A 15,206-nucleotide genomic window follows, 5' to 3' on the forward strand; every position below is an offset into this window, starting at 1 on the left:
TCTGTGATGCGATGGCCAGCCGCAGATCAGCGCATCGGTTCTGGTAGAGAAAGACGTGGGGTGTTTTTGCCCCCCACCCCGAAAATTTTGTGCCTGTGCTGCTGGGATTTGCAATGGCCTCAGCCGCCTGAAACCTCACTCTTCAGCCGATACGGCACCACGCCGCGCGCGGCCGTGCCGGTATCCAGCGCCGCGCCCAGCGGCGGCACCGAGCGGTGGCGGCAATCGGTCCGCGAACAAGCCCGGCAGCCCGGGCCGATCGGCTCCGCCGCCTTGGCATTGCCGAGATCCAGCCCCGCCGCATACACTGTCTGCGCCGCATGCCGGGTCTCGCAGCCCAGCACCACCGCCACCGCGCGTGGCCGGGAGAGGTAAGACCCACCGCCCCGCCCCACCGTGCGGGCGATGTTGAGATAGATCGCGTCATCCGGCGTGCGCGCCAGCTGCACCAGGATTTCGCCAGGATGCGAAAACGCCCGGTACACATTCCAGAGCGGACACGGCCCGCCGAACTGCGCGAACTGAAAGCGCGTGGCGGAGGAGCGCTTGAGCACATTCCCGGCAATGTCGGTCTTGGCGAAAAAGAACGGGATCCCCGGCAGGTCCGGCCGCTGCAGGGTGGAGAGCCGGTGGCAGACCTGCTCGAAACTCGCCCCGAACTGGCGCTGCAGGCGCTGGATATCGTAGCGCGCCGCCCTCGCCGCATCGTGAAACCGGCCATAGGGCAGCACCAGCGCCCCGGCGAAATAATTCACCAGCGCCAGCCGCGCCAGGCCGTACGTCTCCTCGGCGGAAAACCGCACCCGGCGCAGCTCCGCCTCGATCGCCCGCTCCTGCTCCAACCGGGCGATCACATGCGCCAGCCAGAACATCTCGCTCTCCGGCGCCGCCTCGGCGGCCAGATGCAGCGCCTTGGCGCGGCGGTTGAGCCGCCAGAACATCCCCTCCGCCAGCAGGCCGGGCGCCGCACTCACCGAAATCCCGTGGGCGTCGCGCAGATACCGGCGCAGATCCTCGCGCAACGTCAGCGGCGAAAACCCTTGCCCCTCGAACAGCGCCTCCGCCGCCCGGTCCAGCGCCTCGAAATGGTTGCGGCGGGACTGCACCCAGTCGCGCACCTCGTCATAGGGAAATAACGGCAGACTGGCCGGGGCGTGGGCCAGGGCGGCGCGCTGCGAGTCGTAGGCCCGGTAGAGGGTCGCGAACGCTTCCGCCAGATGCGGCGCGCCGCGCACCAGCGCCTCGATCTGCGCTGGCGCGCCGGGATGGGCGCGAAATAGCGGGTCGGCCAGATCCTCGCGCAATTGCTGCGCCAGCCTGGCATCCTCGCCATCCTGGAAATAGCTGCTTGGCAAATCCAGCCTGGCCGCCGCACGGGCCAGCAGCCGGGCGGTCAGCGGCCGCTGCTCCGCCTCGATCTGGTTGAGATAGCTGGGCGAAATCCCCAATTCCACGGCGAGCGCCCGCTGCGTCAGCCCGGCGCGCTCGCGGGCCTGGCGCAGCCTCGTCCCTGCGAAGATTTTTGGCGCTTTCATGCGTTTAAATTTGCAAAATCAACAAAACCCGTCCAGCGCCTTCGCATCATTCCTCTGGACGCGTCGCACCCATAGGATATCTCCAACGCAAACGCCCAAGCCGCAGGAGAAAATGCGATGAACGATACCGCCACGCTGCCGAAGCCGAAGAAATCCGTCGCCCTGTCCGGCATCGCCGCCGGCAATACCGCGCTTTGCACCGTCGGGCGCACCGGCAATGACCTGCATTATCGCGGCTATGACATTCTGGATTTCGCCGAGGCGGCGGAATTCGAGGAAATCGCGCATCTGCTGGTCCATGGCACGCTGCCGAACAAGGCCGCGCTCGCCGCCTACAAAACCAAGCTGCGGGCGATGCGCGGCATCCCCGCTGCCGCCCGCGCGGTGCTGGAGCAGATCCCCGCCAGCGCGCATCCGATGGATGTGATGCGCTCTTACGTCTCCGTGCTCGGCACCATCCTGCCCGAGGCGCATGACCATAACCAGCCGGGGGCGAAGGACATCGCCGACCGGCTGATGGCTTCGCTCGGATCGGCTCTGCTCTATTGGTATCATTATTCCACCAACGGCAAACGCATCGAGGTCGAGACCGAGGATGACAGCATTGGCGGGCATTTCCTGCGGCTGCTGCATGGGCGTAGCCCCTCCAAGAGCTGGGTGCGGGCGATGCATACCTCGCTGATCCTCTATGCCGAGCATGAGTTCAACGCCTCCACCTTCACCGCGCGGGTCATCGCCGGCACCGGCTCGGACATGTATTCGGCGCTGACCGGCGGCATCGGCGCGCTGCGCGGCCCCAAACATGGCGGCGCCAATGAATTCGCCTTCGAGGTGCAGAAGCGCTACGCGACCCCGGACGAGGCGGAGGCTGATATCCGCGCGCGGATGGAGAAGAAGGAGGTCATTATCGGCTTCGGCCATCCGGTCTATACCATCGCCGACCCGCGGAATGTGGTGATCAAGCGTGTCGCCCGGCAGCTTTCGGAGGAGGCGGGCAGCACCGCCATGTTCGATATCGCGGCGCGGATTGAGGCGGTGATGATGGAGGCGAAGAAGATGTTCCCGAACCTGGATTGGTTCTCCGCTGTCTCCTATCACATGATGGGGGTGCCGACGCTGATGTTCACGCCGCTGTTCGTCATTGCCCGCACCGCCGGCTGGAGCGCGCATGTGATCGAGCAGCGGATTGATGGCAAGATCATCCGCCCTTCGGCCAACTATACCGGGCCGGAGAATCTGCCGTTCGTGAAGCTTGAGGATCGGTAGCAAAAGTTTTTTGGTGCCGCTTTTTTTCAAAAAAGCGGCGAAAGACCGTGACGTATGGCAACGCCACCGCCACCCCCACACATTTTGCAGCCCTTTTTGAAAAAAGGGCTGCACCCCAAAAACTTTTATAATTTTGGAGCGTGCCGCGATGACCTATCTTAGCGCTGAATCCTATTCCAACGTCCCCGCCGGCGAGCGTTTCCGCGCCCTGCTCGCCCGCCCCGGCATTCTCGGCATTCCCGGCACCCATAACGGCCTCGCCGCCCAGCAATCCAAAGACGCCGGCTTCGAGGCCGCCTATCTCTCCGGCGCCGCGATGACCGCCTCGATGGGCCTGCCCGATCTCGGCATCATCACCGTCGATGAAGTCTGCTTCTTCATCCGCCAGGTCGCCCGCGCGTCCGGCCTGCCCGTCCTGGTGGATGGCGATACCGGCTATGGCGAGGCGCTGAACGTCATGCACATGGTCCGCAGCTTCGAGGATGCGGGTGCCGCCGCGATGCATCTGGAAGACCAGATCCTGCCAAAGAAATGCGGCCATCTGAACGACAAGAAAATCGCCCCGGCGCAGGATATGGCGGCGAAAATCGCCGCCGCCCGGCATGCGCGCCGGCATCTCTACATCATCGCCCGCACCGATGCCGCCGCCTCGGAGGGTATCGACGGCGCGGTGGCGCGGGCCAAACTCTATATGGAAGCCGGCGCCGATGCGATTTTCCCCGAGGCGCTGAACACCGAGGAGATGTTCCGCGAATTCGCCAGACGCATGCAGGGCACGCCTTTGCTCGCCAACATGACCGAATTCGGCCGCACCCCCTTCTATACCAAGGAACAGTTCGAGGATTTTGGCTATAAGATGGTGATCTGGCCGGTGACCTCGCTGCGCGTCGCCGCGCTGGCGCAAGAGAAGCTCTACAAGGCCATCGCCAAGGATGGCGGGGCGCAGAATTGCGTGGACCAGATGCTCACCCGCAAGGATCTCTACGCCACCATCGATTATGCCGGGTTCGAGGCGCTGGATGCGACCATCGTGAAAACCATCATCCCCGAAGCCATGCCGCAATAGATGGCCCAGGCGGCATGGATACACTATATCCTCTCCATGCCGCACGATGCCGCCCCACCCCACGAGACCGAGATTGCCGCCCGGATCAAGGCCGCGGAGGCCACCTGCGCGCAGCACGGCACCCAGCTCACCGCCCTGCGGCGCGAGGTGCTGGAGCTGATCCTGCAGGCCAGCGCGCCGGTGACGGCCTATCAGCTGCTCGACCAGCTGAAGCCGATCCGCAAATCCGCGGTGCCGCCGACCATTTATCGCTCGCTGGAATTTCTGCTGGAAAACCGGCTGATCCACCGGATCGAGCGGCTGAACGCCTTCGTGCCCTGCGCCGAGGCGGACCATCATCATGACGACGCGCAGTTTCTGATCTGCAAACGCTGCGGCGCGGTGACGGAGATCGAGGATCACGCGGTCTCGCACGCCCTGGCCAGTGCCGCCGCGCGGCAGGGGTTTTCCATCAGCCGCGCCGTCATCGAAGTCGAAGGGCTGTGCGCCAACTGCGCCGAACAGCCGGCCTGAACCAGCGCTGTCAGGCCCGCGTCATCCGCGCCGCCAAATAAACCAAAGCCGCGCCCACCCCGGTGAAAAACCCCATCGGCCAGTCGCTGACATACGCCAGCGCCAGCGAGACCGAGGACAGCCCCAGCGCCAAGCCCATCGAGAGCAGGAACGCCCCGCCCGGCCGGGTGCAAAGCCGCGACGCCGCCGCCCCTGGCCCCAGCATCAGGCTGAACACCAGCAGCGCCCCGGTCACCGGCACCGCGAAGCCCGCCGCCAACGCCAGCAGCGCCAGGAACAGAAATTCCAACAGGGCCGGGTTGCCGCCTTGCACGCGGGTCAGCTCCGGGGAGAGGGCGGAGAGGCTGAGCGGGCGCATCGCCCCCCATAAAGCCAGCGGCACACAAAGCCCGATGGCCCCCAGCACCGGCAGATCCGCCGGACCAAGCGCGAAGACCTGCCCAAACAACAGCCCATAGACCGACCCGGCATAATGGCCGGACAGCGAGAGAAACAACGCCCCCAGCGCCAGCAGGCCGGAGAGCAGTAAGGCGGTGGCGGAATCCCGCCGGGCGCGGCGCTGCATCAGCGCCAGCAGCCCGGCCCCGCCGAGCGCGAAGCCGCCCAACCCCAGCCAGAGCGGAAAGCCGAACAGGCTGGCCGCCGCCGCGCCGGGAAAGGCCGCCATGGGCAGCGAATGCGCGGCAAAGCCGGCGCGGCGGACCACTACGAAATACCCTGCCGCCCCGGCCGCCAGCGCCACCAGGCTGGTCGCCAGCCAGATTTCCGCCAGCCAGCTCATGCCCTGCGCCCCCAGCGCGCCGCCTCATGAAACAGAAACAGCAGCGCGACGATGAAGAAGCTCACCGGCCAGGTCCGCCCCGGGATCCAGCCATAAGAGACATAGGCCAACACCACCCCGCCCCAGCAGGCGGCCAGCCCCAACCCCATCGAGAGCAGCACCGCCCGCAATGGCGAGCCGGCCAGCCGCAAGGCGCTCGCCGCCGGGCCGATCAGCAGGGCTGTGGCCAGAATCGCGCCGATGGTCATCGCCGCCAGCGTCACCCCCAGCGCCAGCAGCGCCAGAAATGCGAATCCGAGGGCACGCACCGGCAGCTTCGCCACAAGCGCCAGCTCGGCATCCAATGTGGCCAGCAGCAGCGGCCGGGCGATGAGCACCAGCCCCAGCAGGCACAGCCCCGCCAGCCCACTGGCCCAGAGCGCGGTGCCGGGCGGGGCGGAGAACATCGCCCCGAACATCACCGCCTGCGCCGCACCCGAGGCGCCATGGCCGGTCAGGCAGAAATGCAGCAGCAGCGCCGTCACGCCGAGCCCCGCACCCAGCAATATGCCCGCCGCCTCGTCCCGCCCCGCCGCACGGCGGGGTTGCAGCAGCTCCAGCCCCGCTACCCCGGCGATGCCGAACAGCAGAAACCCCAGCAGCGGCGAAATCCCGAACAAAAGCGCCCCGGCCCCGCCGGCAGAGCTGACATCCGAAAGCGCATGGCCGGCAAAAGCCTGGCCGCGCAGCACGGTGAATACCCCCAGCGCGCCGCAGAGCAGCCCGGCCGCCGCACTCAGCAGCAGCGCGGTCTGTACCGGCCCGCTTTGCAGAAACGCCATCATCTTACGGGATGGCCGTCACGTGCGCGGCTTCACATTCCGCGCAGCACGCCTCTTCCTCCGGTTCGAACCCTGCATTGCCGGCCACCACCAGCACCCGCCCATGCACGCGGATCACGTCGATATGGTAGCCATAGAGCTTCGAGAGCACTTCGGTGCGCACCACCTTCTCCACCGGCCCGCAGATCGCCCGGCCATTGGCGACATACACGATCCGATCCATCACCGGCAGCAGCGGGTTCATGTCATGCGCGCAAAGCAGCACGCTCATCCGCCGCTCCCGGCAGAGCCGGCGCAGCAGCGCCACGATCTCGGCGGCGGCCTTGATGTCCAGATTGGCCAGCGGCTCGTCCAGCAGCAGCAGTTCCGGCTGGCGCACCAGCGCATGGGCGATCAGCACACGCTGCTGCTGCCCGCCCGAAAGCCGGCCGATGCGCTGCTCGGCGAAGCCCTCCGCCTCCACCGCCCGCAAGGCGGCCGCCACCGCCGCGCGCCGGGTGCGCGAGGGCAGCGCGAAGCCGAATTTATGCCCATCCAGCCCCAGCGCCACGAAATCCTTCGCCCGCACTGGCAGATCCGGCTCCAGGCTGATCTTTTGCGGCACATAACCGATCCGCCCGCCGGCCTGGATCCGCCCAGACGACGGCAGCAGCCCCAGGATCGCGCGCAGCAGCGTGGTTTTGCCAGCACCATTGGCGCCGATCAGCCCACAGAAACTGCCCCGCGGCAGCGCGAAGCTGATATTGCGCAGCACCTCGCGCCCGCCATGGGCGACGGCCAGATCGGTAACTTCAAGTGCCGGCTGATCCACCAATGAGTCCTTGAATAAAAACCAAAAGTTTTTGGTGCCGCTTTTTTCAAAAAGCGGCGAAAAACCGTGACGTGTGGCAACGCCATTGCCACCACCCCAGGCCTTCGTGGGGACTTTTTGAAAAAAGCCCCCACACCCCCAAAAACTTTCGCTACTTCAGAGCGGGGCGTTGAAAGGTCAAGCCCTTACTTCGCGGCCAGGGCCTGGTCCAGCGCCGTCGTCGCCTGCAGCATCCAGTCCTGGTAATGCTTGGCGCTGCTCGGCATCAGCTCATAGACCGGCACAATCTGCACCTGGTGCTGCCTGGCCAGCGCCAGCAGCGCCTCGGTCTGCGGGTCCGTCACCTGCTCATTATAGGCAAAGAGCTTCACCTTGTTGTCGCGCAGCAGCGCCTCTTCCGCCGCCACATCCTGCGGCGCCGGATCGGTATCGTTCATCACCGACAGCTCATAGGAAAACGGCGTCATGATCTTCAACCCGGCCTCCTGCAGCAGATCATCCGCCACCGGCTCCGTCACCGCCACCGGCGCGCCCGCATAGCGCGCCTTCACCTTGGCGATCTCCGCCTTCCACGGCGCCAGCGCGGCATCGAAAGCTTTCAGATTGGCCTGATACTGCGCCTTGTGCGCCGGGTCCTTGGCCTCGAAAAACGCCGCCGCGGCGGCCGCCACGGCCGGCATCGTATCGGTGCGGTACCAGAGATGCGGGTTGGGCGTGCTATCCGGCAGCTTCAGCAGCGCCTGCGCGCTCAACAGCTTGGCATGGCCGCCCTTCAGCAGCTGCGCCGCCCAGGAATCGTAGCCCAGCCCGTTTTCCACCACCAGATCGGCCTTGCGGAACTGTGCGGCGATACGCGGCGTCGCCTCGAACTCATGCGGATCGGTGTTCGGATCGGACTGGATCGCGCTCACCTTTACATAAGGCCCGCCGATCTGTGCCAGCACGTCCGCATATTGATTTTCCAGCCCGACCGCATGCAGCACGGGCTGCGCCATCGCCAGATGCCCGGCCAGGCCAAAAACCAGCGCCAAACCGATACGATGAAACAGCATACGCCAACTCCCAAACGTCACGTCTGGGATTGATATATTATATCATCTCATTCGTCCAGCCTGTTTAGCGGGTCAGCGCCTCCAGCCGGGATTTGTCGAGAAACTGGATCCGCCGCGCCGAGATCAGCTTCACCACCCCGTCGCGCTCCAGCTGCGACAAGGTGCGGGAAATGGTCTCGATCGTCAGCCCGAGATAATCGGCGATATCCTGGCGCGAGGTCACCAGCTCCACCACCGGCCCCAGGGCGGGCAGGTCGAGCAGGAAATGCGCCAGCTTCTGCGGCGCGTTGCAGCGGCCGAGCAGCAGCGCATGGGTCTGGGCGCGCTGCAGCGCCTGCATAGCGTAATGATAAAGCTGCGCCGCTTCCTGCGGGTCGCTCTGCAGGGCCGGCTGGCGCAGCGCCACCAGCGTGCAGTCGCTCACCGCTTCGGCGCAGAGCGTGTGCACGCCGTTCAGCTCGAAGCCAAACACATCGCCCGGCCGGTAGAAGGCATCGATATGCCGGCGCCCATCCGCCTGGAAGGCGCAGGCCCGCACCAGCCCGGAGACGACCCGGTACATGCAGCGCGCCGCATCACCCTGGCTGAAGACACTCGCCTCCGCCGCCACATGCAGAACCGGGGCGGCGTGCTGCGGGGCCGGACGGCCCGGCACCATCGGCGGGACCCGAAATTGCGGCGCTTGCGACCTCATTATGGTGACTGACATTTTGCGATCCCCTCAAAGACAGAGGGATCTAGCGCCGCGCCGCGCCGCCTCGCTATCCGGTTTGTTCCTTAAGGGATTCTACGTAGTCCCGCCGCCCCGGCAGGCAGGCGACGATGGTCTCCACCAGCACATCGCCCTGCACCGGGGTTTCCAGCACCAGCCACACCCCGGCCGCCCGGGCCTGCGCCTGCATCTGCGGCGAGAGAGACGGCGCCAGCAGCAGCACCCTGGCCGCCACGCCGGCCTGGCGCACCAAGGCCGCCAGGGCGCAGCCATCCAGCTGCGGTGGCGCATGGCACAGCACCAGACAGACGGCGAGGGACAGATCCCGCCGCGCCAGCAACGCGCTCCCACTGGCGCAGAGCCCGACCTCCACCCCTTCCAGCGCCAGCGCGAAACGCAAGGCCTGGCCCACCGGCTCCTCATCCGAATGCACCAGCACCAGCGGCCGTGACTCGGCCATATGCTCCCAACCCCTCTTCAACGCTGCGCTGCCGCCTCAACAGGCATTTTCGCCCTCACCTTGTCCGCCCCGCCCGGCATCTGCCTTGATACACCGCAACTTCACGACGTTTTGAACCGCAAACAGGTGATTGCGCTGTGATTTTAATCGGGTAATGTCATTGAAACCGCATCCCGGCAGGCGGGCCGGGGCGGTCTGTCAAACATGGGAGACAACATGAAAAAATTCCTCGCGCCGGCCATTGCCGCCGCCTGTCTGCTCGCCGGCCTGGCGCCCGTGGCCGCCTCGGCCAAGGACTTCAAGGAAATCAAGTTCGGCGTCGACGCCACCTACCCGCCCTTCGAGAGCCTCTCCTCCTCGGGCCAGTTCCAGGGTTTCGACATCGATCTCGGCAACGCCATCTGCGCCGAGCTGAAGGTGAAATGCGTGTTCGTGAGCCAGTCCTTCGACGGCATCATCCCGGCGCTGGAAGCCCGCAAGTTCGACGCGATCCTGTCCTCGATGACTGTCACCCCGGAGCGCGCCAAGCAGGTCGCCTTCTCCTCCGAGATGTATGACGAGCCGACCAGCCTGATCGCCAAGAAGGGCTCCGGCCTGCAGCCGACCGCGGCGAGCCTGAAGGGCAAGACCGTCGGCGTCGAAGCCGGCACCATCCAGGAGACCTACGCCAAGACCTACTGGCAGCCGAACGGCGTCAACGTCGTCTCCTATCAGGGCCAGGATCAGGTCTATGCCGATCTGCTCTCCGGCCGTCTGGACGCCTCTCTGCAGGATAGCGTCGAGGCCGATTACGGCTTCCTGAAGACCCCGAAGGGCGCTGATTACGCGCTGGCCGGCAATGTCACCTCCGATCCGAAGGACGTGCTGGGCTCCTACATCGCCATCGGCGTGCGCAAGGACGAGCCGGCGCTGCTGAAGAAGATCGACTGGGCGATCGCGCAGATCCACAAGAACGGCACCTACAAGAAGCTGCAGGCGAAGTATTTCAACTTCAGCATCTATAACGCCGAAGCCGCCAAGCAGGCGCCCTGATTCTCAAGACCATCCGGCCCCGGCATCTTTGCGCCGGGGCCGGCTTTCGCTACAGGGCTGGAGCATGTTCAATCTCGGTGGCTACGGGCCGCAACTTCTCGCCGGCACCATCACGACGATCGAGCTCTCATTGCTCTCGCTCGTGGTCTCTTTCCTGCTCGGCCTCATCGGCGCCTCGGCGAAGCTCTCCAAGAACCGCACCGCCCGGACCCTGGCCACCCTCTACACCACCCTGATCCGCGGCGTGCCCGACCTGGTGCTGATGCTGCTGATTTTCTATTCGCTGCAGATCTGGATCAACGATCTCACCGACTGGATCGATAATCTGCAAAACGCGGTGGATCTGGAATTCAATCTCGACCCGTTCACCAGCGGCGTCATCACGCTGGGCTTCATCTATGGCGCCTATTTCACCGAAACCTTTCGCGGCGCCTTCATGGCGGTGCCCAAGGGCCAGTTGGAAGCCGCGCGGGCGTTCGGCATGCGCCCCTTCCTGGTCTTTCGCCGGGTGCTGTTCCCGCAGATGATGCGCTACGCCCTGCCCGGCCTTGGAAATAACTGGCAGGTGATCCTGAAAGCCACCGCCCTGGTCTCGATCATCGGCCTCACCGATGTGGTGAAAATCGCCCAGCAGGCCGGCGAGGCCACCTTCGAAACCTTCTACTTCATCAGCATCGCCGGGGCGGTCTATCTGGTGCTCACCATCATCTCCAACGGCGTGCTGCTGCTGCTGGAGCGCAAATACATGATCGGCGTGCGCAAGGCGGTGCTATGATCTATATTCTCCAGCATTACGGCCTGGCGCTGCTGGTCTCCGACGGCTACCAGATGACCGGCGTGGCGATGACGTTGTGGCTGCTGATCATCTCCTGCGCCATCGGCTTCTGCCTGGCGCTGCCCCTGGCGATCGCGCGCAATTCCAAAAATCCGCTGATCTGGGGCCCGGTCTGGCTCTATGGCTTCATCTTTCGCGGCACCCCGCTCTATGTCCAGCTGCTGCTGATCTATACCGGCATTTATGGGCTGCATTTCGTCCAAGACACGCCGCCGCTGGCGCATTTCTTCCGCTCCGCGCTGAACTGCACCCTGCTCTCCTTCGCGCTGAATACCGGCGCCTACACGACCGAGATTTTCTACGGCGCCATCCGTGACACCGCCTTTGGCGAGGTCGAGGCCGGGCGCGCCTATGGCATGTCACGCGCCACGCTCTACCGGCGCATCATCATCCCCTCCGCGCTGCGCCGCGCCTTGCCGATGTACAGCAATGAGGTGATCCTGATGCTGCACGCCACCACCCTGGCCTTTACCGCCACGGTGCCGGACATTCTGAAAGTGGCCAATGACGCCTATACCGCCACCTACGCGCCGTTCGATGCGTTCGGGCTGGCGGCGATGATCTATCTCTGCATTTCCTTCACCCTGATCTTCTGCTTCCGCCGGGCGGAGCGGCATTTCCTGGCGCATCTGGGCACTTAAAGCCCTTTAAAATGATCAAAAGTTTTTGGGGGTGCGGGGACTTTTTTCAAAAAGCCCCCGTAGACGTCTGGGGTAGAGGCACCGGCGTCGCCTCCACCCCAGACGTTTTCGCCGCCTTTTTTGGAAAAAAGGCGGCACCCAAAAAACTTTTACAACTTTTTTCAGCGGGCTGTTTCAGGCACCGCCTTCGGTTGTGTTTCGCTGCCGGCCCGGGTTAGAGTGGCTGCACAACAACGCCACCAGGGGAGCATGAAGACCAAGCCCTCCACCCATGCCCCGGCAGACGCCGCCTGGCTGGACCGCGAAGCGCATCTGCGCTCCATCCTGGAGACCGTGCCCGACGCCATGGTGGTGATCGACGGGCAGGGCGACATCATCTCTTTCTCCGCCGCCGCCGAAAGGCTCTTCGGCTACCAGGAGGCCGAGCTCACCGGCCGCAATGTCAGCCTGCTGATGCCCTCCCCCTATCGCGAGCAGCATGACCAATATCTCTCCCGCTACCTCACCACCGGCGAGAAACGCATCATCGGCGCCTCACGCGTGGTGATGGGCCAGCGCCGCGATGCCACCACCTTCCCGATGGAGCTCTATATCGGCGAGGCGGTGATGGGGGCGCGGCGCGTCTTCACCGGCTTCGTGCGCGACCTCACCGAGCGCCAGGAAACCCAGGCAAGGCTGCATGAGCTGCAATCCGAGCTCGCCCATATGTCGCGCTTCACCGCCATGGGCGAGATGGCCTCCACCCTGGCGCATGAGCTGAACCAACCGCTCACCGCCATCGCCACCTATCTCAGCGGCTGCAAACGCCTGCTGGCGCGCGGCGCTGCCGACCCGGCGCTGCTGCAGGACGGCATCGAGCGCGCCGCCGAGCAGGCGCTGCGGGCCGGGCAGATTATCCGCCGCCTGCGCGACTTCGTCACCCGCGGCGCCACCGAGCGCCAGCGCGAAACCCTGCCCAAGCTGATCGAGGAAGCCAGCGCCCTGGCGCTGATCGGGGCGCGCGAAAGCGGGGTGCATGTCGGCTTCAGCTTCCATCCGGACTGCCCCGTCGTCATCGCCGACAAGGTGCAGATCCAGCAGGTGCTGGTGAACCTGATCCGCAACGCGATGGAGGCGATGCAGGGCAGTGAAGTCAAAACCCTGCAGATCGAGACCGCCCCGCTGCCCGATGGGATGGTGCGCATCTCAGTCGCCGATACCGGCCCCGGCATCGCCCCGGAGGTCGCGGCCCAGCTCTTCCAGCCTTTCGTCACCACCAAGGCGAGCGGCATGGGGGTGGGGCTTTCGGTCTCGCGCACCATCATCGAGGCGCATGGTGGCAAGCTCTGGGCAGAGCCGCGCCCCGGCGGCGGCACCCTCTTCGCCTTCACCTTGCGCACCGCATGAGCACCAACATCGTCCATCTCATCGATGATGACGAGGCGGTGCGCGCCGCTCTGGTGTTTCTGCTGGCCAGCGCCGGCCACAGCGTGCGCGCCTACGACTCGGCCAGCGCCTTCCTGGACAGCCCCGTCCCGCTCGCCCCGGGCTGCATCGTCACCGATGTAAGGATGCCGGGTTTGAGCGGGCTGGATCTGCAACGCACCCTCACCGAACGGCGGATCTTCCTGCCGGTCATCGTCATCACCGGCCATGGCGACGTGCCGCTGGCGGTGGCGGCGATGAAGAACGGGGCGGTGGATTTCATCGAGAAGCCCTTCTCGGACGACACCCTGCTGGCGGCGGTGGAGGAAGGCTTCGCCCGCCAGGCCCGCGCCCTGGCCGGCGCGGCGGATGCCGAGGCCATCCTCGCCCGGCTGCGCCGCCTCACCCCGCGCGAGGCGGAGGTGCTGGACGGGCTGGTGCAGGGGCTGCCGAATAAGAGCATCGCCTATGACCTCAAGATCAGCGCCCGCACGGTGGAAATCCACCGCGCCAACCTGATGGAGAAGATGCAGGCCGGCAGCCTGCCGGATCTGGTCCGCATGGTGCTCACCGCCCGCGCCGCACCCTGACCGCCCCCGCTAGAGCAACATCCGATCAAACGGACTCGTTTGATCGGATAAAGTTGCTCGCTCGAACAAAAAGCGAGAGCGTGTTCCGTGCACCAACGTGAACGGAATGCGCTCTAGCGTGGTTTTTCCGCCCCCCATCGCCGCCCAGGCTTGACTCTGGGGCTTGAGGGGCGCACAGGCTCGGCCCTGGAAAAAACCGTCGTGCTGCGAGTGTTCGCACCACGGCGCGTTTTGCGTTGCGTGGGCTGGCGGCATCTGATGTGCCCGAGCCCGGCGGGGCGCGCAAGGAGTGGAGTTTGGCCTGATGTTCGACAATCTGTCGGGCAAGTTCAGTGATATTTTCGACAGGCTCCGCCGTCGCGGGGCGCTGTCGGAATCTGACGTCACCGAGGCGCTGCGCGAAATCCGTCTGGCGCTGCTGGATGCGGACGTGGCGCTGCCGGTGGTCAAGGATTTCGTGGCCAAGGTGCGCGAGCAGGCGGTGGGCGCGGAAGTGCTGCGCTCGGTCACGCCGGGGCAGATGGTCGTCAAGATCGTCAATGACGCGCTGATCGAGGCGCTGGGCGGGCTGCCCGCCCCGCTGAACCTGCTGGCCCCCGCCCCGCTGCCGATCCTGATGGTGGGTCTGCAGGGCTCCGGCAAGACCACCACCTCCGGCAAGATCGCGCTCCGCCTGCGCACCCGCGAGCGCAAGAAGGTACTGCTGGCCAGCCTGGATACGCAGCGCCCGGCCGCGCAATTGCAGCTGGAACAGCTCGCCCAGCGGGCCGAGGTGACCAGCCTGCCGATCATCGCCGGGCAGACGCCGTTGCAGATCGCCAACCGCGCCATGGATACGGCACGGCGCGAATCCTACGATGTGGTGATCCTGGATACGGCCGGGCGCCTGTCCATCGACCTGGCGTTGATGGAGGAGGTGAAGGCGATCCGCGCTGCGGTGAACCCGGTGGAGACGCTGCTGGTCGTGGACGCGATGACCGGCCAGGACGCGGTGACCACCGCGACCGCCTTCAACGAAGCGGTGAGCATTACCGGCATCGTGATGACGCGGCTGGATGGCGATGCGCGCGGCGGTGCGGCGCTGTCCATGCGCGCGGTCACCGGCGCGCCGATCAAGCTGATCGGCCAGGGCGAGAAGCTGGATGCGCTGGATGAATTCAACCCGGAGCGGATCGCCGGGCGGATTCTCGGCATGGGCGATATTGTCGGGCTGGTCGAGAAGGCCGCCGAGACGATCGACAAGGCCGAGGCCGAGAAGCTCGCCAAGCGGATGGCGAAGGGCAAGTTCGATCTGGACGATTATGCCTCGCAGCTGAAGCAGATTTCCAAGATGGGCTCGATGTCCGGGATTCTCGGGCTGCTGCCCGGCATGGGCAAAATGAAGCAGCAGATCGCCGATGCGAATCTCGACCAGACGGTGTTCAAGCGCCACCTCGCCATCATCGGCTCGATGACGGCGGCCGAGCGCCGGGCACCGGATATCATGAAGGCCAGCCGCAAGAAGCGCGTGGCGGCCGGCTCCGGCACCTCGGTGCAGGAGGTGAACAAGCTGCTGAAGCAGTTCGACGATATGTCGACCATGATGAAGCGGATGAACAAGATGGGTGGGCCTGAGGCGATGATGCGCCAGATGCAGGCCGCCATGGGCGGCGCCAAGGGCGGCCGCAAACCCTTTTAACGTTTACGA

At 65.5% G+C, this 15,206-nt stretch carries 16 protein-coding genes; 9 read left to right on the forward strand and 7 right to left on the reverse strand.

What is annotated here, in order from left to right:
- Positions 1-119: 119 nt before the first annotated feature.
- Positions 120-1,535, reverse strand: coding sequence for a helix-turn-helix transcriptional regulator (locus T331_RS0108860; RefSeq protein ID WP_026439743.1), 1,416 nt, complete (start codon positions 1,533-1,535; stop codon positions 120-122).
- 117 nt (positions 1,536-1,652) lie between these two features.
- Here T331_RS0108860 and prpC point away from each other — a divergent pair, with 117 nt between their 5' ends.
- The 3 genes from prpC (at position 1,653) to T331_RS0108875 (ending at position 4,380) form a co-directional block, all read left to right on the forward strand.
- A complete protein-coding gene (gene prpC, locus T331_RS0108865) occupies positions 1,653-2,801 on the forward strand; it encodes a bifunctional 2-methylcitrate synthase/citrate synthase (protein ID WP_008494365.1) in 1,149 nt (382 codons plus the stop codon).
- Between the two features lie 148 nt (positions 2,802-2,949).
- Complete coding sequence (gene prpB, locus T331_RS0108870; protein ID WP_026439744.1) at positions 2,950-3,867, forward strand: methylisocitrate lyase; 918 nt, start codon at positions 2,950-2,952, stop codon at positions 3,865-3,867.
- A gap of 36 nt (positions 3,868-3,903) precedes the next feature.
- Entirely contained in the window at positions 3,904-4,380 is a 477-nt protein-coding gene (locus T331_RS0108875) for a Fur family transcriptional regulator (protein ID WP_026439745.1), read from the forward strand.
- Between the two features lie 10 nt (positions 4,381-4,390).
- Here T331_RS0108875 and T331_RS0108880 read toward each other — a convergent pair whose 3' ends face one another.
- From T331_RS0108880 to T331_RS0108905, 6 genes are all read right to left on the reverse strand, one after another.
- Positions 4,391-5,161 (reverse strand): metal ABC transporter permease, encoded by a 771-nt coding sequence (locus T331_RS0108880; protein ID WP_035179673.1) that lies wholly within the window; start codon positions 5,159-5,161, stop codon positions 4,391-4,393.
- Complete coding sequence (locus tag T331_RS0108885) at positions 5,158-5,982, reverse strand: metal ABC transporter permease (protein WP_026439747.1); 825 nt, start codon at positions 5,980-5,982, stop codon at positions 5,158-5,160. The genes T331_RS0108880 and T331_RS0108885 overlap by 4 nt, the downstream gene beginning before the upstream one ends.
- Positions 5,983-5,986: 4 nt before the next feature.
- Positions 5,987-6,793, reverse strand: coding sequence for a metal ABC transporter ATP-binding protein (locus T331_RS0108890; RefSeq protein ID WP_035179751.1), 807 nt, complete (start codon positions 6,791-6,793; stop codon positions 5,987-5,989).
- Between the two features lie 185 nt (positions 6,794-6,978).
- Entirely contained in the window at positions 6,979-7,845 is an 867-nt protein-coding gene (locus T331_RS17885; RefSeq protein ID WP_035179676.1) for a metal ABC transporter solute-binding protein, Zn/Mn family, read from the reverse strand.
- Between the two features lie 64 nt (positions 7,846-7,909).
- Entirely contained in the window at positions 7,910-8,539 is a 630-nt protein-coding gene (locus T331_RS17890; RefSeq protein WP_162173893.1) for a helix-turn-helix domain-containing protein, read from the reverse strand.
- A gap of 67 nt (positions 8,540-8,606) precedes the next feature.
- Entirely contained in the window at positions 8,607-9,017 is a 411-nt protein-coding gene (locus T331_RS0108905) for a DNA-binding transcriptional response regulator (protein WP_026439749.1), read from the reverse strand.
- Positions 9,018-9,233: 216 nt separating this feature from the next.
- On the opposite strand from T331_RS0108905, the gene T331_RS0108910 reads away from it, so the two are divergent.
- From T331_RS0108910 to ffh, 6 genes are all read left to right on the forward strand, one after another.
- On the forward strand, positions 9,234-10,049 hold the full coding sequence (locus T331_RS0108910) for an ABC transporter substrate-binding protein (RefSeq protein ID WP_026439750.1): 816 nt from the start codon (positions 9,234-9,236) through the stop codon (positions 10,047-10,049).
- Positions 10,050-10,113: 64 nt separating this feature from the next.
- Positions 10,114-10,824 (forward strand): ABC transporter permease, encoded by a 711-nt coding sequence (locus tag T331_RS0108915; RefSeq protein WP_026439751.1) that lies wholly within the window; start codon positions 10,114-10,116, stop codon positions 10,822-10,824.
- On the forward strand, positions 10,821-11,525 hold the full coding sequence (hisM, locus tag T331_RS0108920) for a histidine ABC transporter permease HisM (protein WP_026439752.1): 705 nt from the start codon (positions 10,821-10,823) through the stop codon (positions 11,523-11,525). The genes T331_RS0108915 and hisM overlap by 4 nt, the downstream gene beginning before the upstream one ends.
- Before the next feature lie 249 nt (positions 11,526-11,774).
- Positions 11,775-12,911 (forward strand): sensor histidine kinase, encoded by a 1,137-nt coding sequence (locus tag T331_RS0108925; RefSeq protein ID WP_026439753.1) that lies wholly within the window; start codon positions 11,775-11,777, stop codon positions 12,909-12,911.
- Positions 12,908-13,519, forward strand: a complete 612-nt coding sequence (gene fixJ, locus T331_RS0108930; RefSeq protein ID WP_008494349.1) for a response regulator FixJ — start codon at positions 12,908-12,910, stop codon at positions 13,517-13,519. Before T331_RS0108925 ends, fixJ begins: the two co-directional genes overlap by 4 nt.
- A gap of 304 nt (positions 13,520-13,823) precedes the next feature.
- A complete protein-coding gene (gene ffh / locus T331_RS0108935) occupies positions 13,824-15,197 on the forward strand; it encodes a signal recognition particle protein (protein WP_008494348.1) in 1,374 nt (457 codons plus the stop codon).
- Positions 15,198-15,206 lie beyond the last annotated feature (9 nt).

The organism is Acidocella facilis ATCC 35904, from assembly GCF_000687875.1.
GTDB lineage: Bacteria > Pseudomonadota > Alphaproteobacteria > Acetobacterales > Acetobacteraceae > Acidocella > Acidocella facilis.

What these genes read in the sequence shown, in the direction of transcription:
- T331_RS0108860 (WP_026439743.1), bottom strand. Translation starts at nt 1,535, where the DNA reads ATGAAAGCGCCAAAAATCTTCGCAGGGACGAGGCTGCGCCAGGCCCGC.
- prpC (WP_008494365.1), top strand. Translation starts at nt 1,653, where the DNA reads ATGAACGATACCGCCACGCTGCCGAAGCCGAAGAAATCCGTCGCCCTG.
- prpB (WP_026439744.1), top strand. Translation starts at nt 2,950, where the DNA reads ATGACCTATCTTAGCGCTGAATCCTATTCCAACGTCCCCGCCGGCGAG.
- T331_RS0108875 (WP_026439745.1), top strand. Translation starts at nt 3,904, where the DNA reads ATGCCGCACGATGCCGCCCCACCCCACGAGACCGAGATTGCCGCCCGG.
- T331_RS0108880 (WP_035179673.1), bottom strand. Translation starts at nt 5,161, where the DNA reads ATGAGCTGGCTGGCGGAAATCTGGCTGGCGACCAGCCTGGTGGCGCTG.
- T331_RS0108885 (WP_026439747.1), bottom strand. Translation starts at nt 5,982, where the DNA reads ATGGCGTTTCTGCAAAGCGGGCCGGTACAGACCGCGCTGCTGCTGAGT.
- T331_RS17885 (WP_035179676.1), bottom strand. Translation starts at nt 7,845, where the DNA reads ATGCTGTTTCATCGTATCGGTTTGGCGCTGGTTTTTGGCCTGGCCGGG.
- T331_RS17890 (WP_162173893.1), bottom strand. Translation starts at nt 8,539, where the DNA reads ATGAGGTCGCAAGCGCCGCAATTTCGGGTCCCGCCGATGGTGCCGGGC.
- T331_RS0108905 (WP_026439749.1), bottom strand. Translation starts at nt 9,017, where the DNA reads ATGGCCGAGTCACGGCCGCTGGTGCTGGTGCATTCGGATGAGGAGCCG.
- T331_RS0108910 (WP_026439750.1), top strand. Translation starts at nt 9,234, where the DNA reads ATGAAAAAATTCCTCGCGCCGGCCATTGCCGCCGCCTGTCTGCTCGCC.
- T331_RS0108915 (WP_026439751.1), top strand. Translation starts at nt 10,114, where the DNA reads ATGTTCAATCTCGGTGGCTACGGGCCGCAACTTCTCGCCGGCACCATC.
- hisM (WP_026439752.1), top strand. Translation starts at nt 10,821, where the DNA reads ATGATCTATATTCTCCAGCATTACGGCCTGGCGCTGCTGGTCTCCGAC.
- T331_RS0108925 (WP_026439753.1), top strand. Translation starts at nt 11,775, where the DNA reads ATGAAGACCAAGCCCTCCACCCATGCCCCGGCAGACGCCGCCTGGCTG.
- fixJ (WP_008494349.1), top strand. Translation starts at nt 12,908, where the DNA reads ATGAGCACCAACATCGTCCATCTCATCGATGATGACGAGGCGGTGCGC.
- ffh (WP_008494348.1), top strand. Translation starts at nt 13,824, where the DNA reads ATGTTCGACAATCTGTCGGGCAAGTTCAGTGATATTTTCGACAGGCTC.